We start from the raw sequence: 23,615 nt of genomic DNA, 5'->3' as shown, positions 1-23,615 counted from the left end.
CCATCGAAGTGGCGGGGCTGATTCCGGCCCGCATGAGACGGGTGTTGCGGGGTACGGCCCGTCGGTTTGTGTGCAAGTTGTGACAGCTTGTGTGGTCGAGGTGACCGTGCGGGTCACCGGTTCTGACTGTCTGTCTGACTTCCGTGGGGGAAGCTGATGCATTCACGTGCGGGAAGCACGTCGCTGCGGCGTGCCCGAAGAACACGCAGAACCGTTCTCGTGTCCGCGATCACGACTGCCGCGCTGGTGGTCACTGCGACACCGGGGCTGGCGGCTCCGCCGAAGCCGGAGTTACCGGAGCCGGCCAGTCCATGGACCAGGCCGACGAAGGTGGAGGCTCCCGTGACACCGGCCGGGTCGGTGAAGGCGCCGAAGTCGGAGGCGGAGGCCAAGCCGTCGGCGGAGGTCGCCGCTTGGCGGGCTGCGCAGCAGGCCCGTACGAGTGGCAAGGCCGGCGCCCAGCGTGCGACGGCCGCTGCCGAGGCCACACCGTTCGTTCCCGAGGGGCAGGGCGAGGTGCCCTGGCACCGGATCATCGACACGCGTCTGAATGATGCGCTGGTAGCGCGGGTGAACGTCTCCAACGGCAACCTGATGCTCGCCGCGACCGACTTCGACATCGCCGGTGTCGGCCAAAAGCTCCAGCTGACGCGGACGTACAACTCCCTCGAGGCGCCGTGGGGGAAGGTGTCGCAGCGCTGGTGGCAGGCCTACGAGCGCTACCTCCAGGTCGGTGACGGGGAGGTGGTCGTCTTCGACGCCACCGGCAACACGCTGCGGTTCAAGGAGACTTCCGCCGGTGGTTACACCACGCCGACGGGCTACTCCAAGGACTTGAAGAAGAACGCGGACGGCACCTACACCCTGACTGACCGCAAGTCGGGCAACCGTGACACCTTCAACGAGCACGGCACGCTGACCATGGTCACGGACAAGAACGACGGCGTGATCACCGTCGACCAGCACGACGAGGGCAGCGAGCACAAGGGCTTCAAGCTCACCGAGACCCGCTCGGGCCGCTGGATCGACCTGGTCAAGACGGACCCCAGCCAGTGGCAGGCCAAGGACCACACCGGCCGCACGGCCGTCTTCGACCTGGACGCCTCCGGCAACTTGGCCAAGGTCACCGACACCGACGGCAAGGCCACCACCTACGAGTACGACTCCTCACGCCGCCTGACCAAGGTGACCACCCCCGAGGGCACCATCACGCTGTTCACCTACGACGCCCACAACCGCGTCTCCTCCATGCAGCGCGCCACCGAGTCATCGAGCGCTGGTCACACGGGTCCGACCTGGCGCTACGACTACACGGCCGCCACCCCCTCCGACGCGGGCACCACCACGGTGACCGACCCCGACGGGGACGCCACCAAGTACCTGCACAACGCGGACGGCGAAGTCACGAAGGTCACTGACCCCCTGGACCACTCCCGCCACTCGAAGTACACCAACCATCTCCTGCAGACCGCGATCGACGCGATGGGCTCGGGCACGGACGGCACGGGCGGCAACACCACCACCTACGGCTGGGACGACCGCAACAACGCCATCTCCCAACGCCTCCCGCTCGGGGCGACGGCTTCGGTGACGGAATACCAGACAATCGCCGGCACCGATCTGCCGAACGACTTCACCAGCGCGGACGGCCGCAAGGACACCTTCAAGTACGACACCAACGGCAACACCATGTCGGTGACCACCTCGGGCACGGCCGGCGGGACCCGCGAGTACACCTACAACGAAGCCACCCCCAAGTGCGGCGGCTTCGAAGGCCAGCGCTGCACCGCGAAGGACGGCAACGGCAAGGTCACCTCGTTCGCGTACGACGACAAGGGCAACCTCGAGACGGTCAGCCCGCCGGCGCCGCTGGGCAAAACGGAGTACACCTACGACGCACTCGGCCGGGTGGAGACCGTCACCGACGGCCGCGGCATCAAGACCGTCTACGCCTACGACAACCGCGACCGCGTGAGGAAGATGTCCTCCACCAACGCCACGGTCACCTACTCCTACGACGGTGACGGCAACGTCAAGTCCCGCACCGACGCCTCCGGCACCACGGGCTGGGACTACGACAAGCTCAACCGCGAAAGCGTCCGCACCCTGCAGAACGGCGCCCAGACCGCCCTCGCCTACACCCCGGGCGGCGACGTCGATTACTACACCGACCCGACCGGGAAGACCGACTACACCTGGGACAAAGCCGGGCGCCTGGACTACCTGACCGCCCCGGACGGCAAGAAGACCGACTTCGACTACAACGAGAACGACAAGCGCACCAAGACCGTCTACCCCGGCGGCACCACCCAAGCTGTCGACATCGACGACAACGGGCGCCCCGAAGGCATCAAAACCACCTCTGGGACGGCCACGCTGATCGACCTGGCCTACAGCTACAAGAACACCGCGGGCAAGGACACCACCAAGATCCGCACCCGCACCGACAACCTCACCAAGTACAAGACCACCTACGACTACGACTCCCAGGACCGCCTGCGCTACGCCCTGGAAGCCGACTCTGCGGGCGCGCGGAAGGCGTCGTGGCTGTACTGCTGGGACAAGGCCGGCAACCTCACCTCCCAGGACGGCACCAAGAACGCCTGCCCCGGCGGCACCACCTACTCCTACAACGACGCGAGCGAACTGACCGGCAAGAACGGCACCACCACAGGCTGGTCCTACGACAAGCTCGGCAACGAAACCGCCGGCGCGAGCGGCGCCGCCCGCACGAACGAGACGTGGACGGACTACAGCCAACTGTCCGGCATCACCGCGGGCGGCAAGTCCTACGACCTGGTCCACGCGGGCACGACCAACTCCGAGCGCACCAAGCTGGGTTCGACCTGGTTCCACCACACCGCACTCGGTCTGGCCTCCACGACCACGAACGGCGTCGACACCGGATTCATCCGCGAACCGGCGGGCACCTTGAACTCCATGACGACTGGGGGGAAGTCCTACTACTACCTCACCGACGCCACCGGGAACGTCCTCGGCCTGGTCGACGACGCGGGCAAGCGCACGCACACCTACGCCTACGGCCCCACCGGCCTGCCGCGAGCGACGCCGACAGAGGCGGTGCCGCAGCCGTTCCGCTACAGCGGCGCCTACCACGACCCCACAGGGCTGTACAAGATGGGCCACCGCTACTACGACCCGCAGCTCGGCCGCTTCACCCAGCCCGACCCGTCGGGACAGGAGAAGAACCCGTATCTGTATGCGGGCGGAGACCCGATCAACAACAGCGACCCCACCGGACTGTTCAGCTTCTCCGACGTACTCGATAAGGGCAGCGACGTTTTCGGAGTCGTCACAGGTTGCGTGGCGGGAGTCGGAGCTGCGGCAGAGACCGGAGTCATCACATACGCCGCCGCGGTCGGTGGCGTGGTCGGCGGCGGAGTCGGCAGTGCTGTAGGCGCTGGCGCTGCCGTAGTCGGCAGCTGCGCGCTTGGAGGTGCCGCAGGCTACTACGGAGCGGACATCCTCACCTACGGGTAACACGTGAAGAATAGCTAGATACGGGACTACGGCCCCCGTAGATCGCTTTGGGCCGGGAATTCCTTCCCGGCCCAAAGATTTTCTTGTAAATGCGGAGGGAGCGGTGGTGGAATGCGGCGGAAGGGTGCATCGATGGATGACGCAATAAGAGGAGTGCGAATCTTTTCTGCGGTTTTGATCGTAGGAGGGATTTGTGCGTGCGTTGCAGGAACCGTTACTGGCGATGCTGTGCCGATCGCACTTGGAGTGATCGCCGCAGTTAGCGGAGTGGTTCTGGCGGTCTTCGCCTTCCTAGGCCGTCGGAAGACTCGCTCCTGACACGATGATTCGGGTTCGATCGCGCATGCCGTACTGGTCCCGTGGCCGGGTGCGTGTGCACCTTAGGATCCCTGCACGTGGCACATACCTTCGAAGAACTCGTGACGATGCAGTGCACCGCCGACGAGGCGCACGCTCAGGTCCAGCGGCTCCAGGACCAGTACGGTCGGCCGACCGTGAACGACTGGACCGACGAGCAGTGCACTACCTGTCGTACCGCGTGGCAGACCTGGCTCGACGCCGCCCGCGACATCCAGGCCGCCGTCACCGATCACGCGAAGGAGCAGGGCACGGCACGCCACCAGGTCGAGGCGGACGTGAAGAAGGCCGCACGCCACCCGGACCTCGTGGCCGGCGGCTGACCTACGAGCCCTCCGGCCAGCTCGCGAGCACCCGCTCGCCGTCGTCGGCGCGCTCGGTCAGAACGATCCGGGCGCCGTCGATGCTGCCCCATGAGCCGATCCATGACAGGTACTGGTGCTCGGCTGTTGGCTGTTTGCCCCACCAGCCATGCATCACCGGCCGACCGCCCGCGGTCAGGATGAGGTGGAAGCGCTCGTCGTCCACGTCACTCACCGTCCCACCCGCCCTCGTCGGTGTACGTGCGCAGCGGCAGCCGCGCGTCGGCCGCGGCATCGCGCAGCTCCTCGAGGAACCGYGCYGGCGGCACACGSAGTGTYGGCGGCGTYGCGAGGAAGCACTCCCGGCATCGGTCGARCCAGCGGGGCCCRTGGTCCGGATCGTGGATCACGCCRCTGGTGCGGGACGGCTGGCCGCAGGCTGAGCAGGGCGGCTCCTGCTGCATCCGMGCCCAGGTCTGGGCGAAGCGRGGCGCGGGCGGGGCAGGGGWGAGGGAGGCCGSKYCGACGCCCAGCTTGCGGGCGGCCTCCTCGTGGTTCATGCCYGCTCCGCGGGGTGGGGTGGGMTGTGTGGCGCCACGATCATAGAATAGAACGTATGAACGATTCAGGGGTGGCGTCGCGACTCGCGCTGCTCCGTTTCCTGGAGCGCGTACAGGAGCGCGACCTGGCCCGCACCCGCAAGTGGATCCTCGACGAAGAACGCCGCGAGGCTGAGCGGCGCGTCGGCGAACAGCAGCGCCCACCTGCGCCCGAGTGGCTGATCGAGCGTGGCCTGGACCGCAACAACATCGTCGCCGTACACACCGGTGAGTGCTGGGACCCGGGCAAGCGGGCGAAGCCGGCGACCAGGGCGCAGGCCATCGACGCGCTACGCCATCAGGTGCCGGCGTGTACGAAGTGCAGGCCGGACACAGCGCTCGGCATCGTGGACTAGGCGCTGCGCGGCCGGCGCCCGGACGTTCTCTTCGCCGCCGCCTTCTTCGTGGTCTTCTTCGCGGCGGCCTTCTTGGCCGGCTGCTTCTTCGCGGTCTTCTTCTTCGGCAGCTCGTGGACGTCGGCGTCCTCGCCGCGCGAGGCCCGGGCCTGCTGCACGGACTCGTTCAGGGCGGCCATCAGGTCGACGATCTGGCCCGGCTTCGACTCCGGTTCTTCCAGCTTCGGCGGCTCGCGGTGTTCCCGCTTCGCTTCGAGGATCTGCGAGAGGGCCTCGGTGTAGGTGTCGCGGAATTCGGGATCGTCGAGGTCGTCGCGGCTCATGGTGTCCATGAGGGCGAGCGCGCTGTCGATCTCCTCGTCGGTCAGCTCGACCGGGGGCGGGAGCAGCTCGGAGGGATCGCGGATCTCGTCTGGCCAGCGCATCGCGTGTAGGACGATGACGTCGTCCCTGACCCTCAGCAGGCCAAGGCGCTCCCGGCCGGACCAGGCGTACTTCGCGACGGCTACCTTCGACGAGCGGGCGAGCGCTTCCCGGAGTACTGGCGAACGTGGGTATGCGAACCTGCGGAATGGTTGAGCGATTGGTGGGCATTTCTGTAGCTGCCCTCCAGGCGGCGGCCGAAGTACCACCGTCTGCTGGCGGCGAGGCGTTCGGCGACTGGCCGTGCAGTTCAAGCTCGGCGGCGCGTAAACCTGCGGGCCGGGCCTCTGCGGCGTCGAAGTGGGCCGACCGCATCAGATGCCTGTGCAACGAGGCAGGTCAGCCCTCTTCTCAGCGATGGCGCGGGCGAGGCAGCAAGGCGAACGCGCTCTCCGCGATCGAGGTAAGGCGGTCGGGGCTGTGGCCGTACGCGCCTACGACATCGGTCCCGCGGATGATGGTCAGCAGAAGGTACGCAAGGTCGTCGGGATCCGCGTCGGGGTCGATGTCGCCGTTGCGCTGTGCCGCTTGCACACACTCGGCCACCGCCGCCCGGACCACGGAGAAGCAGTCGTTGGCCAGGCGTTTCACCTCGGCGTCGGAGGCGCCGATCTCCAGGGCCATCTTGGCGGCGAAGCAGGCCGCCCCTGCCCGGTCAGAGGCGGGGGGTACGTCGGCGGCGAGTGGCACCCCGTGGACGGCGCGGAGCAGGTATGCGTGCAGTCGTTCCAGGGCGCCCTCGTCCGGTCCGGCGAGCATCTTCCGCGGACCCTGCGCCAGCCGGGCGAAGTAGCCGGTCATCGCCTCCAGTAGCACGCCGTGCTTGCCGTCGAACGCGCCGTAGAGGCTGCCGCGGCCCAGGCCGGTGGCGGCGCTGATGTCGTCGACGCTTGTGCCGTTGTAGCCCGAGGTGCGGAACTGGCGCTCGGCGGCATGGAGGACGTGGTCGCGGTCGAAGTTTCGTGGTCTGGCCATACAAAGAAGGTAAAGCCGATCGGCCCATATTGACAACTCAGTACAGAACCGCCTAGGTTTCGGACTGTTCAGTAAATAAACGTCCTGAGCTGGCCGGACAGGCTTGGTCCGGGCTTGCAGGATCGGTGCGGACCGTGTCGGCCTCAGCGCGGGCGACCCCGCACAGCACCCGACGAAGTCATGCCCGCAACCGAAGGAACCACCATGCAGACAGCTCCCCGAGTGGCCCTCGTGACGGGCGCCTCCTCCGGGATCGGGCGGGCGGCGGCGCTCGCCCTGGTGGGCGCCGGCTTCGCGGTGGTCGGCACGAGCCGCAATGCGGCGAAGGTCGAGCCGCTCGCCGGGGTGACGTTCCTCGATCTCGACGTGGCCGGCGACGAGTCGGTCCGCTCGCTGGTCGGGGAGGTGATCGAGCGGTTCGGTCGGATCGACGTCCTGGTCAACAACGCAGGCGTGGGCGCGGTCGGCGCCGGCGAGGAGAGCTCGATCAGCCAGGCCATGGAGGTCTTCGACATCGACGTCTTCGGCGTGATGCGGATGGCAAAGGCGGTGTTGCCCCACATGCGCGCCCAGGGCAGTGGCCGCGTAGTCAACATCTCCTCGGTACTCGGTCTGATCCCGGCCCCCTTCATGGCCGTCTACGCAGCCGCCAAGCATGCGGTCGAGGGCTACTCCGAGTCCGTGGACCACGAGCTTCGCGAGCACGGCGTCCGGATGCTGCTGGTCGAGCCGGCCTATACAAGCACGAGTTTCGAGGCGAGCAGCATGGCACCCGACTCGCCCCTGCCGGTCTACGCCGCACAGCGGGAGGTCTCCCGAGACGTGCTGGCCACGGCCGTGCGCAACGCCGACGACCCGGACGTTGTCGCGAAGGTGATCGTCGCGGCCGCCACCGATTCCAAGCCCAAGCTCCGGTACACCGCCGGCTCGATGGCCAAACGCGTCAGCGTCCTGCGCCGGATCGTGCCCTCGCGCGCCTTCGACAGACAGATCCGCAAGCTCAACCGACTGGCCGGCTGACCCCGCAGTACGGGGCGGCGCCCGAGGAGACGCACATGTCCGAACCAGAGACACCGAATCCAGCATCAGCATCTCCCGTCCGACCGCTCTTGGACGCTGCGCGCACCGTCGTCATGACCGTGGACGACGACCCGGGAGTCTCCCGTGCCGTCGCCCGTGACCTGCGGCGGCGCTACGGCAAGTCCTACCGGATCGTGCGCGCGGAGTCCGGCGAGTCCGCGCTGGAGGCGCTGCGGGAGCTGAAGCTGCGCGGTGATCTGGTCGCGGTGATCCTCGCCGACTACCGCATGCCGCAGATGAATGGCATCGAGTTCCTCGAACAGGCCATGGACGTGTATCCGGGCGCCCGCCGCGTGCTGCTGACGGCGTACGCGGACTCGAACGCGGCGATCGACGCGATCAACGTCGTCGACCTCGACCACTACCTCCTCAAGCCGTGGGACCCGCCGGAGGAGAAGCTCTACCCGGTGCTCGACGACCTGCTGGAGGCGTGGCGGTGCAGTGACTTCCGGCCGGTGCCGAGCACCAAGGTGGTCGGTCACCGGTGGTCGGCGCGCTCGTCGGACGTGCGGGAGTTCCTGGCCCGCAACCAGGTGCCGTACCGCTGGTACTCCACCGAGGAGCCCGAGGGGCAGCGGCTGCTCGCGGCCGCGGGCCAGGACGGGCAGCGGCTGCCGGTGGTGGTCACGGCGGACGGTACGGCGCTCGTCGAGCCGGAGGTGCCCGAACTGGCCGCGCACGTGGGGCTGGCGACGACACCCATGGCCGACTTCTACGACCTGGTCGTCATCGGCGGCGGCCCTGCCGGGCTGGGCGCGGCCGTGTACGGGGCCTCGGAGGGGCTGCGTACGGTGCTCGTGGAGCGGTCGGCGACCGGCGGGCAGGCGGGGCAGAGTTCGCGGATCGAGAACTATCTGGGCTTCCCGGACGGGGTGTCCGGCGGCCAGCTCACCGACCGGGCCCGGCGGCAGGCGGCGAAGTTCGGGGCCGAGATCCTCACCGCGCGAGAGGTGACCGGTCTGGAGATCAACGGGGCGGCCCGCACCGTGCGCTTCTCGGACGGGTCGCAGATCGCGGCGCACAGCGTGATCCTGGCGACCGGTGTGTCGTACCGGCAGCTGGAGGCTCCGGGTGCCGACGAGTTGTCGGGCCGCGGGGTGTTCTACGGGTCCGCGCTCACCGAGGCCGCCGCCTGCCAGGGCCACGACGTGTACATCGTCGGCGGCGCCAACTCGGCCGGGCAGGCGGCGATGTACCTGTCCAGGGGCGCCAAGTCGGTCACCCTGCTGGTGCGCGGAGCGGACCTCACCGCGTCGATGTCGCACTATCTGATCCAGCAGATCGCCGAGTCGCCGAACATCTCGGTGCGGGCCCACACGGTCGTCGAGGCCGCGCACGGCGACGGCCACCTGGAACAGCTGACGTTGCGGGACACGGCGAGCGGTCAGACCGAACTCGTCGACGCGCAGTGGCTGTTCGTGTTCATCGGCGCGGCCCCGCTGACCGACTGGCTGGAGGGCACGGTGTTGCGGGACGAGCGCGGGTTCATCCTGGCCGGGCCCGATCTGACCGCCGACGGGCGGCCGCCGTCGGACTGGGAGCTGGACCGGCCGCCGTATCACCTGGAGACCAACATCCCCGGCGTGTTCGTCGCCGGAGACGCGCGCGCAGAGTCCGCGAAGCGGGTCGCGTCCGCCGTCGGAGAGGGAGCCATGGCCGTGATGCTCGTACACCGGTATCGGGAGCAGTCGTGAGCGGGCGGCTGATGCCGTGCAGCGCGGCGGAGATCAGCTCGCTGTTCCTGTTCGAGAAGCTCAACGCCGAGCAGATCGACAGGCTGTGCAGCGAGGGACGGGTCGAACTGTTCGACCCCGGGCCGGTGTTCACCGAAGGTGACCCGGCGGCCTGCTTCTACGTGATGATCGAGGGCACGGTCGTCATGTCGCGCCGGGTGGGCAGCGACGACATCGAGGTGAGCCGCACGTCCCAGCCAGGGGTGTATGCGGGGGCCGTGCGGGCGTACGTCGGGGACGGGAAACCGCAGCGGTACATGAACTCGGTGCGGGTGTCGGAGCCGACGCGGTTCTTCGTCCTGCCCGCCGAATCGTTCGCGGACTTCATGCACGAGTGGTTTCCGATGGCGGTCCATCTCCTGGAGGGGCTCTTCCTCGGCGCGCAGACCTTTCAGCGGGCCGTCGGGCAGCGCGAACGGCTGCTGGCACTGGGCTCGTTGTCCGCGGGTCTCACCCATGAGCTCAACAACCCGGCCGCGGCCGCCGTACGGGCCACCTCGTCGCTCAGAGACCGGGCCGCGCACATGCGCCACAAGCTCAGCGCCATCGCCTCGGGCCCGTACCACGGCGACGCCCTGAAGGCCGTGCTCGATCTCCAGGAGCGTACGGCCGAGCGGGTCTCCAAGGCGCCGGCACTGAGCCCGCTCGCAGCGTCCGACCGGGAGGACGAACTCGCCGACTGGCTCGACGACCACGGTGTCCCAAACGGCTGGCAGATCGCGCCGACCTTCGTGCAGGGCGGTCTCGACGTCGGCTGGCTGAAGCAGATCGCGGCGGCCGTCGACGAGCAGGAAATCCTGCAGACTGTCATCGAGTGCCTCACCTACACGGTCGAAACCGAGCTGTTGATGTCCGAGATCGAGGACTCCACCACCCGTATCTCGCACCTCGTCGACGCCGCCAAGCAGTACTCGCAGCTGGACCGCGCGCCCTACCAGGTCGCCGATGTCCACGAACTCCTCGACAGCACGCTGCTGATGCTGTCGGGCAAGATCGGTCCACAGGTCAAGGTCGTGAAGGAGTACGACCGTTCGGTGCCGAGGATTCCGGCCTACCCGGCCGAACTCAACCAGGTGTGGACCAACCTGATCGACAACGCAGTCTTCGCCATCAAGAGCGCGGGCGGCGAAGGGACGCTGACCGTACGCACCGCGGTGGTGCACGACCGGCTGCTGGTGGAGTTCCGCGACACGGGCCCGGGAGTGCCGGCCGAGATCCGCGGCCGGATCTTCGACCCGTTCTTCACCACCAAACCGGTGGGCGAGGGCACCGGGCTGGGGCTCGACATCTCCTGGCGGATCGTCGTCAACAAGCACCACGGCGACCTGAAAGTCGAGTCCGTACCCGGCGACACCCGCTTCCAAGTACTGCTCCCCCTCACCGCCACCGACCCCGAGCCCGATACCGTCCCCGACCCGGCCCAGGAGCCGTCATGACCAAGGACACCGGAATCGACCCAGCGTCCCGCCCAGCGGGGCCGGCTGCGTCGAGTGCGACGCCAACGGCGGCTGGTGGTTCCACCTGCGGCGCTGCGCCCAATGCGGCCACATCGGCTGCTGCGACGACTCACCCGCCAAGCACGCCACCGGCCACTTCCGGGACACCGGCCATCCGGTGATCCGCAGTTACGAGCCGGGCGAGGCCTGGTTCTGGAACTTCGAGACGTCCGAGCTTTACGACTCCGGTCCGGCCCTGGCTCCCCCGGACGCCCACCCCGCCGACCAGCCCACGCCGGGACCGGCGGGGCGCGTGCCGGCGAACTGGGCGGACACGCTGCGCTGACCTTGGCCGACCAGGGCTGTCAGTGGCGGATGTCAGGATTCCGTTGCTGCAGCTTCACGGTGCCGACGACGGCTGCTTCCTCCCCCCGCAGGTTGACGACCGACATCGGTTCGCCGCCCCGCGCGCGCTTCAGGTCGTCCCCGACGTCCCAGCGATGCGACCGTCAACCCGGTCGGTCAGAACCGTCAGGTGAACGCTGCTCGTCGATGAAGGCGACCCTCAGCCGTTGCGGGGGTCGAGCTCCCCGACGAAGAAAGTTGTGGCCGCCTCCAGGATCGCCACGTCCTCACGCAGCCGACGGTTCACCGCCCGCAGCCGGCGGATCTCCTCGTTCTCCTCGATCGTGACCCCGGGCGCCTCGCCGCCGTCGATCTCGGCCTGGGCGACCCAGCGCCCCAACGACTTCTGCCTACCTTGACCTGCTTGGACACCGTCAGCACCGCCGCCGCGGTATTTGGTCGGGTACTCGGCACGGTCTACAGCACCAGCCGGACGGCTCGGGCCCTCAGCTCGGGATCCACCTTCTTCGGGGCGTCGTGGCGGTGGGTGATGTACGTGAACGCTGCCTTCGCGGCCCCGCCCTGATCGGTGCCTTGCTGCTGTGGGCCAAGCCCGTGATCACCTAGAAGCCCAAACTGGACGTTCCGGGCATCGTCGTGGTGAGCGAGGGTCGACCTGTCGTGCTTGACAATCCAGTACAGAACCGCCTAGGTTTCTGACTGTCCAGTACACAACGGTCCTGAGCTCGCCGGACAGGCCGCGTGCACGCCTGGCGCGATTGAGGGCAATCCATGCCTTTGAACTCCTCCGCGCTGCCCGGCATTGCGACGCCTTCCAGGCCGTCCCAAGCAAACCGGGACCGGACTCTCCACAACAGCCCAAGACGGTCGCCGACCACATCGTCGGCTTCCTGAACAGCTGCCCCCTGCAACCACCCGGAACTCGAAGGGTTGACCGAACCATGTCTGACAAGGAAGGGCAGGAGGCCGTGGCTGTGACCACTCCTGCGGACGCGAGCGATGTACTGGCCGAGGGGACCGTCGATGCGGTGGTGATCGGCGGGGGCGCTGCGGGGTTGAACGGTGCACTGATCCTCGCTCGTTCCCGCCGTTCGGTCGTGGTGATCGACGGCGGCTTGCCGCGCAACGCGCCCGCCGAGGCCGTGCACGGCCTGCTCGCCCTGGACGGGACCCCGCCGTCCGAGATTCTTCGGCGGGGCCGGGAGCAGGTGCGCCAGTACGGCGGACGCGTCGTCCACGGTGAGGTCGTCTCCGCCGAGTCGGCCGCCCCGTCGGCGGACGGGGACCTGCGGTTCACCGTCACCCTGGCCGACGGCCGCCGCATCACCGCCCGCCGCGTCCTGGTGGCCACCGGCGTCACGGATGCGCTGCCCGAGGTGCCCGGGCTCGCCGAGCACTGGGGGCACAGTGTGGTGCACTGCCCCTACTGCCACGGCTGGGAGGTGCGCGACGAGCCCATCGGCATCCTCGCCACCGGTCCGGCCTCCATCGGCCACGCGTATCTGTTCCGCCAGCTGACCGAGGACCTGACCTACTTCACCCACGGCACCGACCTCGACCAGGACAGCCGCGCCCGCTTCGCCGCCCGCGGCATCCGCGTCATCGACACCCCCGTCACCGAGATCGTCGACGACACCGACGGTGCCCTCGCCGGGGTGCGGCTGGCCGACGGGCAGGTCGTTGCCCGCCGCGTCCTGGCGGTCGGCCCGCGGATGCAGGCCCGTACCCAGGGTCTGGAGGGTCTGGGCCTGCCGGTGCGGGACCTGCCGGTGGGCCGCGGGTTCGCCTCCGGTGTGGCCGGCGTCACCGAGGTGCCGGGTGTGTGGGTGGCGGGCAACGTCACCGATCCGGTCGCCCAGGTCGGGGCCTCCGCAGCGGCCGGCGCACTGGCCGGCGCCGACATCAACAGGATGCTGGCCATCGCGGACACCGACGCCGCCCTCCAGAAGATCGCCGAGACAAGCCCAGAAGCGGCCACACGATGATCTGCAAGCCCGGAGATCTCAGCCCGTCGCCCGCTCGCCTCACGGGCAGTCAAGTGACTCCGCTCGTCCGCCCCGGCCCCTTCAGGAGCTACTGATGTCCTTCCTTGCGAACACCCCCGTGGAGAAAATGACGGGGCCTTACGCGCGGCGCTGGTGGGCGCTGCTCGTGCTGTGTCTGAGCCTGCTGATCACGGTGATGGCGAACACGTCGCTGATCGTCGCCGCCCCCGACATGACCGCCGACCTGGGCCTGAGTAGCAGTGATCTGCAGTGGGTCGTCGACAGCTACACCGTTCCGTACGCGGCGTTGATGCTGGTGCTGGGCGCGATAGGCGACAAGTACAGCCGGCGCGGTGCGCTGGTGCTGGGTCTGCTGGTCTTCGCGGGTGGTTCGGTGATGGGGAGCGTGGTCGACGAGACCTCGCTGGTCATCGTGGCCCGCGCGATCATGGGTGTCGGTGCCGCGGTCGTGATGCCGGCCACGCTGTCCCTGGTGGTGGCGAGCTTCCCCCGGAGCGAGCGGGCCAAGGCCATCACCGCCTGGGCCGCGACGTCCGGGGTGGCGGTGGCCGTCGGCCCGCTGGTCTCCGGCTGGCTGCTGGAGGACCATGCCTGGGGCTCGACCTTCCTGATCAACGTGCCGATCGCCGTCCTCGCCGTGTTCGGTGCGCTCGCCCTGGTGCCGCCGTCGAAGGCGGAGGGCATGGGCCGGATCGACTACGTCGGCGGTCTGCTGTCGATCGTCTCCGTCGGCTCCCTGATCTACGCCGCGATCGAGGGCCCGCACTCCGGCTGGGGCGTCGGCCCCGTCACCGCCGCCGTGGTCGCCGGTGTCGGTCTGCTCGCCTTCGTCGCCTGGGAGCTGCGTCACCCGCACCCGATGCTGGACGTCCGCAAGTTCGCGCTGCGGCCCTTCACCGGCTCGATGCTCGCGGTGATGTTCTTCTTCTTCGGTATGTTCGCCGTGATCTACTACGCGACGCAGTTCCTGCAGTTCGTCCTCGGCTACGGCGCCCTGGACACGGGTGTACGGCTGCTGCCGCTGGGCGGTGCGGTGTTCCTCGGGTCCGCGCTGACCGGGATGCTCACCCCGAAGCTGGGGGTGAAGGTGATGGTCGTGACCGGCATGACCGTCGGCACGGCGGGCATGTTCCTGCTCACCCAGATCGACAAGGGGTCGACGTACGGGGACTTCCTGACGCCGCTGATGATGCTGGGCCTCGCGCTCGGACTGGCCATCTCCCCGGCGACCGACACGATCATGGGCTCCTTCCCCGAGTCCGAGCTGGGCGTCGGCGGCGGTGTCAACGACACCGCGCTCGAACTGGGCGGGGCGCTGGGCATCGCGGTGCTGGGCTCGCTGCTGGGCACGGCCTACCGGGACGAGCTGACCGACCTGGTGGGCAACCGGCTCCCGGCGGAGGCGATGGAGATCGCCAAGGACTCGGTCGGCGGTGGCCTGGCCGTCGCGGAGCGGGTCGCGCAGGATCCCTCCGCCGGGCCCCAGCAGGCCCAGGCCGCCGTGGACGCCGTCCAGCAGGCCTTCGCCCACGGCGTCGCCCAGACCAGCCTCATCGGCGGGATCATCATGGCCGCCGGAACACTGATCGTCCTCGCGGTCCTGCCGGGCCGGCGCGGGTTCGCCAGGAAGAGCGCCGAGCCGGGGGTCGGGACGGCAGCGAGCGAGACGGCGACTGTGCGGGAGCACACCGGGGCCACCCGCTAGATCGCCAGCGGGGCATCCACCGGATCGCCGGGGACACGCCCGCCGGGTCGCCGGACACTGGATCAGCCGGATCGCCCGCCGGGCGCGTCGGGCAGGAGCCCCGGCGGCGCGAGACGCGCAGGGCGCGGGCCTGGTCCACGGTCCACGGCCAGCGGGTCTCCTGCCGGAACACCTCACCGTCCGTGGCCTCCGGGCCGCCCCGGGGCTCTCCTCCGGGGCGGCCCGGAGGCCACGGGCCGTGAGGTGACAGCGGCGGTCGCCGCAGACGCCGCCCCGCGCCGACAGGCGACCGCCGCTACGCCGCACCCCGCGCTCTCTAGGCGGAGGCGGCAGCCACGAAGAACGGAATGGCGACGAGGAAGCGGTCGGCCTCGGCGCGTCGGCGCTGTTCGGCGAGCCACTCATCGGCCTGGTCACGGCCGACGGCACCGCTCGTACAGGCCCGCTCGGCGAGCATGGTGGCCAACGGCAGCGTCGCAGGATCGGTGAACACGCTGGTGTGCACCTCGACGGTGACGTCGCTGAAGCCGCCGTCCAGGAGCAGGTTGCGGTACTGGCGGCCGGCGCGGGGCGTGCCCAGGAGGCCGGCACGGGCGTGCACGATCGTGCGGGTCAGCTCCGCATCATCAGAGTCGACCATGACGGCGTCCCAGTCCTGCCCGACCAGGACGATCCTGCCCCCCGGGCAGAGGACGCGCCGCGCTTCCGCCACCGCGCGCCCCGGCTCCTGAAGCGGCGGGCATGATGCTCTCGGGCACGGTGGCAGCGAGGCGGAGAGGAGAACCCTGGTGGCCGCTATGAGGGATCCACTCGGTGAGTACATGGCGGACTCTGCACGGCGTATGGCCGAACGGTCGGCGGCTAAGGCGCTCCGTGATCTGGAGGAGGCACCGTCCCGCCTGGGGTTGTCAGAGGCGGAGGTCCCGGACACGAGAGTCGCCCTCCAGGCTTATCACACGGAGGGAAGTGACCTAGCGGAAGGCGTCTTAGTGGCCGCCATCCTGGTCTTCGCATTGCTCCTTCCTCCATTTGTGTCCGCGGCTGTCTCCGGAACCACGTCTGTGCAGATCAACGGTAAGGACCCCGACCCCATATTCGTCAACGTCTACTTAGCGATTGTGGTTCTCACCGTGCCTTGGGCACCTGTTGCCTGGCTTCTTCGGCGGACACGCGCTGGCGGAGTGTCCGTGCGTCATCGGCTCACCGTAAGAACCGCGCGGGCGGCCGTCCTATGCGCCGACATCCACGAACAGCCCTGCGCGGCACGCTCCTCTCTCCTGCGCACCCTCGATCGTCAATGCCGTCGAATCGAGCGGGACCTGCTACGCGCGCACAGAACCGTCGGGACTATGGCCTCGTCTTCTCCGCGTCACGCATCCGCCAAACGGCACGCTGCCCATGTCGCTGGTGCGCTTCGCCAAGACCTTGTCCGGCTCGACATCGAACCGGATATGGCGCTTCCCGACATCGCCCAGAAACTCATCACCATTGGCGAGCAGTACGCCCAAGGACGCGTCAGCGCGCTGCTGCCCGATGACGCCCTACGCGACGTTGTCCCGCTGTCAATCACCCGGGAGACTCTCAAGGAGTCCCTGCGCCTGGTGGTAGTTATCCTCGCAGCTCTGGGTGCTGCGCTGGCTGTTCATCCACTGCTGCCGCACCTGGGGACCCCCGAGGTCCTGCGCCCATGGTGCTACGTGGCTGTCGCACTTATCCCTGGGCTCCTGATCGCTGGCCCCCGCCGCGTTGTCTCATACCTGAGCGTCATGCCCTGAGGCGTCTCGGTGGCAGTGCAGGTGGCGGCGGAAGCGCTGTCTACAGGCCGGGGACATGCCGGTGGTGATGTGTGGCCATAGCTGGGCCACGGCGGCGACGAGCGGGGAGGTGCTCCCGCTGCGGAGGTGACCTCCTTCTGCAGTGGAACGGCCCGTGGGGGACTGGTGTGTGGATGGGGCTCTGCCCGGCCTGCGACGCCGAACGCCCAGCCGCCCGGGCCCTCATCGACTGGCACCGCGACCCCGACCGGGACCCGGAGGTGCTGCCCAGCTGTTCGAGGACTGGGAGGCCGCCCGTATGGCACCCCCTGCCAGCACGAACACGCCTGCGTTCGCTGCCCCATGCTCCAGGTCAGCCCGAAGATGATCAGCCGACTCGACGACCTTGAAGCCGACCTCATCACCCGACGGGCCCGCGCCAAAGCCGAGGGCTGGGCCGGTGAGATCGAGGGACTCGACCTCACTCTCCAGCTCCTCCGCGCCAAACGTGACGGCGCCCACCGCCACACCCGACGCCCCACCGTCGACCTCGGTATCCCAATCCCCCGAACACGGGCAGATCCAGTTGATGATGGATCGGCGTAGGCGAAGTCCTATGGCGTCCGGTGGCCATTTTCGTTGAAGGGGGCATCTGGCTGGCTGCCCCCTTCAAACGCTCTGGCTGGTGGTGTGTGCCTTCTGGGGTCAGACGGTCAGTTGGTCGAGGATTCCGGCCACCTCCGCCGGTTTGAGCAGAAACCCGACGTGGCTGGTGGTCAGGGTATGCACGTCGTACGGATTGTCGGGCGTCAAGGCGTCGGCTTCGGAAATCAGGCGGTCCTGCATGGCCGCGGGAAGCGTCCGGTCGTCGGCGAGGCGGATGTAGCTGCGGGGGATTGTGCCCCAGGTGTCGGCGTGGCCGCGTGCGTCGGACATCATCACCGCCAGGGACTCGTCCGGCTGCAGGATGTTGAGGAAGGCCCGGAACTGCTCATCAGTGCCGTCTGCCATGATCGCCGCCTTGGCGGCGGCGAACAGGTTTGGGTCGGCGGTGCGGTAGTTGGCCCGTCCGACGCCGAGTTCGGCGGGGTTGCCGACGTTCAGCGCGGCCAGCGGGGCGAGCAGGTTGTCGCCGAACTCGGGCTCCTGCATGTACTCGATGGGGTTCGATCGTTGCACGCACGACCATGCGGAGATGTAGACGAGCCGGCTCACCAAGTCAGGGATCGTGTTGCCCACCCCCGTGATAGTGGTTCCGCCGAGGCTGGCACCCACCAGGACCACCGGCCCGTGCTCGGCCACCCGTCGGACGACGTCGACGACCATGTCGATGTTGTCCTGCAGGGTGACCCCGGCCAGTGTCGACGGCTCGGCCGCCCACGCGTCGAGGTCCTGGGGGGCCTGGTAGGCCGCCGGGTACTGCGCGTCAAAGCCGTGCCCCGGCAGATCGACGGCGAAGCTGCGATGGCCGAGCAGCGCCAGCTCGCGCTGGACAGGAGCCCATATCAACGAACTGGAGCACGAGCCGTGCACGAGCACGAACGTCGTATTCGCATCGCGGGCCAGCCGTGGACGGGAGGCGTTACTGGAGGCAGATGTCATACGGGTCAGTCCAATGTCCGGTAGGCGGCGCGGCAGGCATGCATGGCTGATGGGCCGATGCCGGCGCGGTGAGCCGCCGAAGCTGAAGGAGAAACGGACGCACCTGTCACCAGGCGCATCGCGGTTCAGTGGCCGGGCGCACGCAAGCCGGTGGCAGCGGTCAACCACCGCGTGCAGCCAGGGGCAGCACGCGACGTGGATGCGCTCACCGGCAAGGGTGCGCGTCGACGGTCAGAGCCGAGCGATACCCGCAGGGCAGTGTCGTGAGACCGCGGTGGTCTCCTGCGGGTTCCTCGACTGGCGCCGGTCGCAGAGCGACTGCGGCGGCAGACGTCTTAGGCGGTCCGGAGGCGGACGAACATGTAGGACATGACAAGGACCCTACCTGATCACGGGTTACTGCCGAGCCCCATTGATGACATCGGTGGTACACCGATCGAGGAGGTGCCGTGATCCGCAGGCAGGCGATGCTCGCAAACTCGATGGCGCTGAGGTACTTGCCCAGGTTGGCCTACTGGTGCTTCGGGGCCGCAGCTTCCAGATCCTCGACACTGCCGGACATGATCGTGCGAATGTGCTCGGTGATGTGCTGGGCCGGCCAGTCCCACCAGGCGACGGCCAGGAGGCGGGCGATGTCCTCGTCGTCGAAGCGCCTGCGGATGACCCTGGCTGGGTTGCCGCCGACGATGCCGTAGTCGGGGACGTCGTCGACGACAACGGAGCCGGAAGCGATGATCGCTCCGTGACCGATGCGGACGCCGGGCATCACCATGGCCCGGTATCCGAACCAGACGTCGTTGCCGACCACAGTGTCACCGCGGCCGGGCAGACCTGTGATCAGGTCGAAGTGCTCGGCCCAGGAGCCACCCATGATGGGAAAGGGAAACGTCGAGGGGCCGCCCATGCGGTGATTGGCGCCGTTCATGATGAAGCGCACCCCCTCACCCAACGCACAGAACTTTCCGATGACCAGCTTCTCCGGTCCGTAGTGGTACAGCACGTTGCGAGTCTCGAACGCGGTCGGGTCATCCGGATCGTCGTAGTAGGAGAACTCGCCCACGTCGATCAGCGGCGATGTGACCAGCGGCTTGAGCAGCACTACCCGAGGCTGCTCGGGCATCGGGTGCACCACGGTCGGATCGGCAGGAACCGCTGACATCACGATCGGCTTCCTCACACGTCGCAGACTGGGCCAACCCATGATCGCACCCTGCGTCCCAGAGTCACCACCGCATTTTCCGCGACAGCACCGTCAACGCTGTCGCGGAACTTGAACGAAGCCGCGCCACCTCGTTCCGAGGAGACCCAGCGATCCACACCGCAGCCCGATCGAGTGAAGTGCAGAGAAGCGGGCAGAAGTTCACCGACGCCCGGTGGGAGGCGATCGGCTACACCCGGGACTGGAGCAAGCGCCAGTCGCACCCGCACCTGTGCGAGGACTGCCAGGACCGGGCCGTCGCGGCCGAGCAGCAGGCCGAAGCCGACGAACGCGAGCGCCAGGAGCAGGAGCGCCTGCGCCAGGAGGAAGAGGAACAGGCCGCCGCGCAGAATGCCGGCGGCTGGCTGTCCCGCTTCCCACGCTCTGCGCGTCGATCACGCAGGCCGACGGCTCGCCGTCCCGTCCTTCCTTCTCCCGTAGGAGCTGCCGTAGCAGGCCGTTGAGCTGGGCGAACACGCCCTCGTCCGCCCACTTGGCGAAGTAGCCGTAGACCGTGTTCCAGTGCGGGAAGTCGTGCGGGAGGTAACGCCACTGGACACCGGTACGGTCCACATACAAGATCGCGTCCATGATGTCGCGCAGGTCATGCTCCGGCGGCCGGCCGAAGTCCAGGGCCCTGCCACGGCGCTCGAAACGCCAGGCAGCCAGCACCGGCTCGATCAACTCCCAGCGGGCATCGGACAGATCACTCGGATAGGGGCGTCGCGTCGGCATGCTTCAGGCGTACCGCCGCGGACCGAGTGCGCCCAGGCGCACAGCGACGGCAACGGAAGCATCCGGCCGTGGAGGCCGGGTGTCCTGGGATGAGACAGACAGAAGCCACTTCCCGCCTCACCTGCCACCCCACGTGACCAGCAAGACCTAACCCGCATCTCCAGCAGCGCAAGCATCACAACCCGGCGACCTGAAAATCACTGGATACGCGGACAGTCCAGGTGAAAACGACCTCTGACAGGCTGTTTCTGATCCCTTGATCGTTCGTTGGGTAGTGCGTGGATGCTCGCGACGGTGACGTGGAGCCCTTTGCGGCCTTGCTGGGGACGTACTGGCTCCCGTCTGATTCCGATCATCACAACGATGCCGTCGTTGGTGGATGCGGGACGCAGTGGCTGGCGTCGTGGAACGGGCGCGTGGTGATAGTCGAGATCGCGGCGGTCACCGTGATTCTCGCGGTGGTGTCCGTCGTGGTGCGTGACCTGCCTGCGTGAGCGTGTATGCGCTGTTCGGGCAACCGGTGGTGCGGTGCTGGCGCGCCGCGGCCGGCCTGCAACTGGATGGGCTGCAGGGTGATCATACGGACGGGCGGGCCGGTGGGCCCGGCTCCCCGACGGCGCCTTGGCATCCCGTGGACCTTGCGCAGTCTGCGGGACCGCCCGTCCGGCTGCACCGTTCTCCCAGTGGTGCAGCCACGCCGTGCCCGTGCGCAGCGTGCACAGCCGTCGACCGCGATTCACAAGCGTGCAATCGGGCTGCCGGTGGCATCCCGAATGTGTGATCAGGCGGAGCCCTCGGCTTCCGGGTGCGGCGGGCGCCGAGGCTTGCGACCGTATGAGTGAAGGAGGCAGGTCCGAACGGGCGAGGACGGAGGCGGTCCGTCATGCTGAGGGCGCACCCTTCGCTCCTGCGGGAGCTCGTCGAACGCTGCGAGACGCTCAGGCGGCACCTGGCGTCCGGTGGCAGTGCCGAGACCAGGCGCCAGCTTGAGGACGCGTCGTACACGCTGTGTGTGGTCACCGGCACCCGCCAGTTGGACACGGCGCTGGATGGGGCCCGCCGGCAACTGGCCGACGCGATGCGGCGCGAGCAGCCTCGGCGTCGCTGACGAAGCCCGGGCCACAGATGCACCCTGAGGGCAGACCGCCAACGATCCAGGCCTGGCCTGGACGTGGGGAAGCGGCACGGCCAGGCTATGCAGGGATGTGGTCAGTCTCCGGCTGTGACCAGGCTGGTGCCATGGATGGTCCCTTTCGCTTCATCGACGCCACGCTCATCGTGGGAGATCAGCAGATTCCGGTAGAGGCGGATCTGGGTGTGTTCCTCCCGGGCACGGGCATGTGGGGCGGCATCCTGCACCACGTTCCGGCACGGTTGGCGGCCGGCATGCGAAACGCTGGGCAAGTCCGTCTGTGTCTGCCGACCGGCCAGGAACGTCGGATCCGTCCGCTTGAGATCGCAGACCCAAGGAGCGAGACGTACGTGTCGATGCCGTTTGTGGGTGAGGGACCCGCACCGTAGTTGGGAGTGCGGGTGGGAGCGCTGGGGTCGCCACCGGTGTTATCCAGGGTCGCGGTGAAGCGTCAGGCATGTGTGAGATCAGAGGCGGTTTCGAGCCTGCCTCACAAGTATCTGAGGGTCGTCAGGTAAGTACGCTGGCGTTCGAAGACGGACGCGCGATCCCGGCCGGGATCGGCCGAGACGGCCGCCTGCCTGGCGCCCCCGGCACCTTCCCCCTCTCCACCCGGTGGCCCGGCGCTTTCGCGGTCCGGGCGAGGCTGGGAGGGGGAAGGCTCCGCGGTTCCCGCCGGCGTTATCGCCGCGCCGCCGGGTGGCCCTTTTCGACCGGGCGGGTTCCTCAGCCTTCCTGCCCCGGAGACTCCTCCGTCATCGGGCCGAAGGGGAAGGCAGGGACGTCCCCGCTCAGGTTTGCGGCCAACGCGCTCTCTTCCACCCCGACTTGCTGAAGTGGGAGTTCGAAGGGTTCGGGTTGGGCGTGAGCGGCCGTTGTGCCCACCCCGATCGCGAGGGCACCCGCCAAAGCGGCGGCTGCGGCGATGGTACGTATACGCATTGGTCGTCTCCATGTGTCGACGGTAGGGACCTGTCCAGCACATCGGTCGCTCCCGGAGCCCGCATGCGCAGTTACGCCGCCTGGGGAGCGTCTGCACTCGTTCGACCCGCCCCACTTGCGTTGTGCGCAAGACCCTGAGGGGACAAGGGATCGCGGGCGCCTGCCGGCACGGGATGGAGACAGGAGGGGCTGGCCGGTCAGCGGTCCGCGTGCGGGCTTCCGTCTACGTGCCTTACATGCCTGCATCGCCGATCATGCCCTTGGCCTGGGGAGGTCCCCTCGGCCCTTAGATAACGTCGCCATCGCCCTGCCGTCGTCCTGGGGATGCTCCTCGTCGGTGGCGGACGTTTCGAAGCGTCCGGCGGAGTGATACCGGGTTCACGGCCGCGTCGATTGTGGGCGTGGATCGTTGGTGCTGTCGCGGCGGGAAATGCCGGCCGCGACCGCTGATGGCGTGGGGGCGAAGGCCGCGCGTCGGTCTTCGCTTGTGATGAGGGGATGTTGTTTGTGGCTGCGGTGACGTTGGCGGCGTCTTGGCGTAAGGGTGTGGTGCTCGCGGGTGCGGCGTTGGGGGCGGTGGCAGCCAGTGCGGCACCGGCCAACGCCGTGGTGGGCGTGGGGAATGCCGCGTTCGGTAACACGTGCGCCAATACGGGCGGTGCTCAGGCGTCGGGTGCGACCGTCTCCGGCAGCGGGACCCTGGCCGGGAACCTCGGACAGCTGCCCCTTGACCTGCCCCGCAACGAGTGCGGCAACAGCGGCCTCACCTGCATCGTCACGGGCACGTGGTAATGGGGTGCCCGATGCCTGTTCTTCGTCCTGGGTGGTAATCCGGGGCCGGGCCCGTGGTTCTCGGTGCTCTGGCATGGCATGTGCTGGCGGAGGTTTCGAAGCGCTCGGCTGGGAGGGTGACGCCCGGTTCACGGCCGCGTCGATTCTGGGCGTGGGTCGTTGGTCCGGTCGCGGCCGGGAGATGCCGGCTGCGATCGATGATGGCGTGGGGCGAAGGCTGCGCGTCGGTCTTCGCTTGTGATGAGGGGATGTTGTTTGTGGCTGCGGTGACGTTGGCGCCGTCTTGGCGTAAGGGTGTGGTGCTCGCGGGTGCGGCGTTGGGGGCGGTGGCAGCCGGTGCGGCACCGGCCAACGCCGTGGTGGGTGTGGGGAATGCCGCGTTCGGTAACACGTGTGCCAATGTGGGCGGTGCTCAGGCGTCGGGTGGGACTGTCTCCGGCAGCGGGGCCCTGGCCGGGAACCTCGGGCAGCTGCCCCTTGACCTGCCCCGTAACGAGTGCGGCAACAGCGGCCTCACCTGCACCCTCTCGACCATCAGCGTTTTCGACCCTACCRATATCTCCATCGACGCCGTTCATTAGTCGTCGGCTGTGTGGGGTTTGGCTGTGGGCTGTGGTGGTG

General features: G+C 68.4%; 23 protein-coding genes and 3 pseudogenes. 18 read left to right on the top strand and 8 right to left on the bottom strand.

The annotated features are described in order from the left end of the window. Positions 1-156 precede the first annotated feature (156 nt). Together CA983_RS11345 and CA983_RS11335 are read left to right on the top strand one after the other, a co-directional pair. Positions 157-3,501 carry an RHS repeat-associated core domain-containing protein gene (locus tag CA983_RS11345; RefSeq protein ID WP_244206804.1) on the top strand — a complete coding sequence of 1,115 codons (3,345 nt, stop codon included), beginning with the start codon at positions 157-159 and terminating at the stop codon, positions 3,499-3,501. 395 nt (positions 3,502-3,896) lie between these two features. Then, on the top strand, positions 3,897-4,181 hold the full coding sequence (locus tag CA983_RS11335) for a hypothetical protein (protein WP_086600760.1): 285 nt from the start codon (positions 3,897-3,899) through the stop codon (positions 4,179-4,181). A gap of 1 nt (position 4,182) precedes the next feature. Here the strand turns inward: CA983_RS11335 and CA983_RS11330 are convergent, their stop codons facing one another. Beyond that, positions 4,183-4,386, bottom strand: a complete 204-nt coding sequence (locus CA983_RS11330) for a hypothetical protein (protein WP_086600759.1) — start codon at positions 4,384-4,386, stop codon at positions 4,183-4,185. A 390-nt stretch (positions 4,387-4,776) separates the two neighbouring features. Between CA983_RS11330 and CA983_RS11320 the strand changes: the two genes are divergently transcribed. Next, positions 4,777-5,115, top strand: a complete 339-nt coding sequence (locus CA983_RS11320) for a DUF6233 domain-containing protein (RefSeq protein WP_086600757.1) — start codon at positions 4,777-4,779, stop codon at positions 5,113-5,115. Here CA983_RS11320 and CA983_RS47780 read toward each other — a convergent pair. Next, the gene (locus tag CA983_RS47780) at positions 5,112-5,747 is read right to left on the bottom strand and encodes a Ku protein (RefSeq protein WP_341866662.1); all 636 of its coding nucleotides are present in this window, start codon (positions 5,745-5,747) and stop codon (positions 5,112-5,114) included. The two genes, CA983_RS11320 and CA983_RS47780, sit on opposite strands and share 4 nt — an antisense overlap. A 142-nt stretch (positions 5,748-5,889) precedes the next feature. Continuing rightward, positions 5,890-6,513 (bottom strand): TetR/AcrR family transcriptional regulator, encoded by a 624-nt coding sequence (locus tag CA983_RS11310; RefSeq protein WP_086600756.1) that lies wholly within the window; start codon positions 6,511-6,513, stop codon positions 5,890-5,892. A gap of 204 nt (positions 6,514-6,717) precedes the next feature. Between CA983_RS11310 and CA983_RS11305 the strand changes: the two genes are divergently transcribed. The 5 genes and pseudogenes from CA983_RS11305 (at position 6,718) to CA983_RS47770 (ending at position 11,108) form a co-directional block, all read left to right on the top strand. Beyond that, positions 6,718-7,533, top strand: coding sequence for an oxidoreductase (locus tag CA983_RS11305; protein WP_086600755.1), 816 nt, complete (start codon positions 6,718-6,720; stop codon positions 7,531-7,533). Between the two features lie 113 nt (positions 7,534-7,646). Continuing rightward, entirely contained in the window at positions 7,647-9,287 is a 1,641-nt protein-coding gene (locus CA983_RS11300; RefSeq protein ID WP_086600766.1) for an NAD(P)/FAD-dependent oxidoreductase, read from the top strand. Continuing rightward, on the top strand, positions 9,284-10,762 hold the full coding sequence (locus CA983_RS11295; RefSeq protein ID WP_086600754.1) for an ATP-binding protein: 1,479 nt from the start codon (positions 9,284-9,286) through the stop codon (positions 10,760-10,762). The genes CA983_RS11300 and CA983_RS11295 overlap by 4 nt, the downstream gene beginning before the upstream one ends. After that, positions 10,728-10,931, top strand: a pseudogene (locus CA983_RS49165) (UBP-type zinc finger domain-containing protein); the annotation flags it as partial. The gene CA983_RS11295 and the pseudogene CA983_RS49165, both read left to right, overlap by 35 nt. Positions 10,932-10,940: 9 nt before the next feature. Next, on the top strand, positions 10,941-11,108 hold the full coding sequence (locus tag CA983_RS47770; protein WP_244206800.1) for a hypothetical protein: 168 nt from the start codon (positions 10,941-10,943) through the stop codon (positions 11,106-11,108). 219 nt (positions 11,109-11,327) lie between these two features. Here the strand turns inward: CA983_RS47770 and CA983_RS49470 are convergent, their stop codons facing one another. After that, positions 11,328-11,507, bottom strand: coding sequence for a hypothetical protein (locus CA983_RS49470; RefSeq protein ID WP_086600752.1), 180 nt, complete (start codon positions 11,505-11,507; stop codon positions 11,328-11,330). Between the two features lie 562 nt (positions 11,508-12,069). Between CA983_RS49470 and CA983_RS11280 the strand changes: the two genes are divergently transcribed. Next, a complete protein-coding gene (locus CA983_RS11280) occupies positions 12,070-13,113 on the top strand; it encodes an NAD(P)/FAD-dependent oxidoreductase (protein ID WP_244206798.1) in 1,044 nt (347 codons plus the stop codon). Positions 13,114-13,207: 94 nt separating this feature from the next. Beyond that, on the top strand, positions 13,208-14,839 hold the full coding sequence (locus CA983_RS11275; RefSeq protein WP_086600751.1) for an MFS transporter: 1,632 nt from the start codon (positions 13,208-13,210) through the stop codon (positions 14,837-14,839). Positions 14,840-15,155: 316 nt separating this feature from the next. On the opposite strand, the pseudogene CA983_RS11270 reads toward CA983_RS11275, so the two are convergent. Beyond that, a pseudogene (locus tag CA983_RS11270) lies at positions 15,156-15,572 on the bottom strand (methyltransferase domain-containing protein); the annotation flags it as partial. Between the two features lie 55 nt (positions 15,573-15,627). On the opposite strand from CA983_RS11270, the gene CA983_RS45795 reads away from it, so the two are divergent. Together CA983_RS45795 and CA983_RS49465 are read left to right on the top strand one after the other, a co-directional pair. Continuing rightward, entirely contained in the window at positions 15,628-16,614 is a 987-nt protein-coding gene (locus tag CA983_RS45795; RefSeq protein WP_143645476.1) for a hypothetical protein, read from the top strand. A gap of 71 nt (positions 16,615-16,685) precedes the next feature. After that, positions 16,686-17,003, top strand: coding sequence for a DUF6300 family protein (locus CA983_RS49465; protein ID WP_425276442.1), 318 nt, complete (start codon positions 16,686-16,688; stop codon positions 17,001-17,003). 295 nt (positions 17,004-17,298) lie between these two features. On the opposite strand, the gene CA983_RS11255 is transcribed toward CA983_RS49465, so the two are convergent. Continuing rightward, positions 17,299-18,195, bottom strand: coding sequence for an alpha/beta hydrolase (locus CA983_RS11255; protein WP_086600748.1), 897 nt, complete (start codon positions 18,193-18,195; stop codon positions 17,299-17,301). Between the two features lie 511 nt (positions 18,196-18,706). Further along, a complete protein-coding gene (locus CA983_RS11250; protein WP_086600747.1) occupies positions 18,707-19,354 on the bottom strand; it encodes a CatB-related O-acetyltransferase in 648 nt (215 codons plus the stop codon). Between the two features lie 179 nt (positions 19,355-19,533). Here CA983_RS11250 and CA983_RS11245 point away from each other — a divergent pair, with 179 nt between their 5' ends. Continuing rightward, the gene (locus CA983_RS11245; RefSeq protein ID WP_208636938.1) at positions 19,534-19,857 is read left to right on the top strand and encodes a hypothetical protein; all 324 of its coding nucleotides are present in this window, start codon (positions 19,534-19,536) and stop codon (positions 19,855-19,857) included. Here the strand turns inward: CA983_RS11245 and CA983_RS11240 are convergent. Beyond that, positions 19,760-20,128, bottom strand: a pseudogene (locus tag CA983_RS11240) (transposase); the annotation flags it as partial. The gene CA983_RS11245 and the pseudogene CA983_RS11240 sit on opposite strands and share 98 nt — an antisense overlap. Before the next feature lie 278 nt (positions 20,129-20,406). Between CA983_RS11240 and CA983_RS11235 the strand changes: the two are divergent. The 5 genes from CA983_RS11235 (at position 20,407) to CA983_RS48895 (ending at position 23,575) form a co-directional block, all read left to right on the top strand. Beyond that, entirely contained in the window at positions 20,407-20,622 is a 216-nt protein-coding gene (locus tag CA983_RS11235; protein WP_086600746.1) for a hypothetical protein, read from the top strand. Positions 20,623-21,011: 389 nt separating this feature from the next. Further along, positions 21,012-21,236 carry a DUF5133 domain-containing protein gene (locus tag CA983_RS11230; RefSeq protein ID WP_086600745.1) on the top strand — a complete coding sequence of 75 codons (225 nt, stop codon included), beginning with the start codon at positions 21,012-21,014 and terminating at the stop codon, positions 21,234-21,236. A gap of 131 nt (positions 21,237-21,367) precedes the next feature. Continuing rightward, a complete protein-coding gene (locus tag CA983_RS47135; RefSeq protein ID WP_086600744.1) occupies positions 21,368-21,649 on the top strand; it encodes a hypothetical protein in 282 nt (93 codons plus the stop codon). Between the two features lie 1,051 nt (positions 21,650-22,700). Then, the gene (locus CA983_RS48900; RefSeq protein WP_086600742.1) at positions 22,701-22,994 is read left to right on the top strand and encodes a chaplin family protein; all 294 of its coding nucleotides are present in this window, start codon (positions 22,701-22,703) and stop codon (positions 22,992-22,994) included. Positions 22,995-23,191: 197 nt separating this feature from the next. Beyond that, positions 23,192-23,575: a chaplin family protein gene (locus CA983_RS48895; RefSeq protein WP_341866661.1), complete on the top strand. Its 384-nt coding sequence runs from the start codon at positions 23,192-23,194 to the stop codon at positions 23,573-23,575. The last annotated feature ends 40 nt before the right edge of the window (positions 23,576-23,615 follow it).

It is taken from the genome of Streptomyces swartbergensis, assembly GCF_002148965.1.
In the GTDB taxonomy this organism is placed as follows: Bacteria; Actinomycetota; Actinomycetes; order Streptomycetales; family Streptomycetaceae; genus Streptomyces; species Streptomyces swartbergensis.
This window is presented reverse-complemented; position numbering and strand designations above follow the sequence as displayed.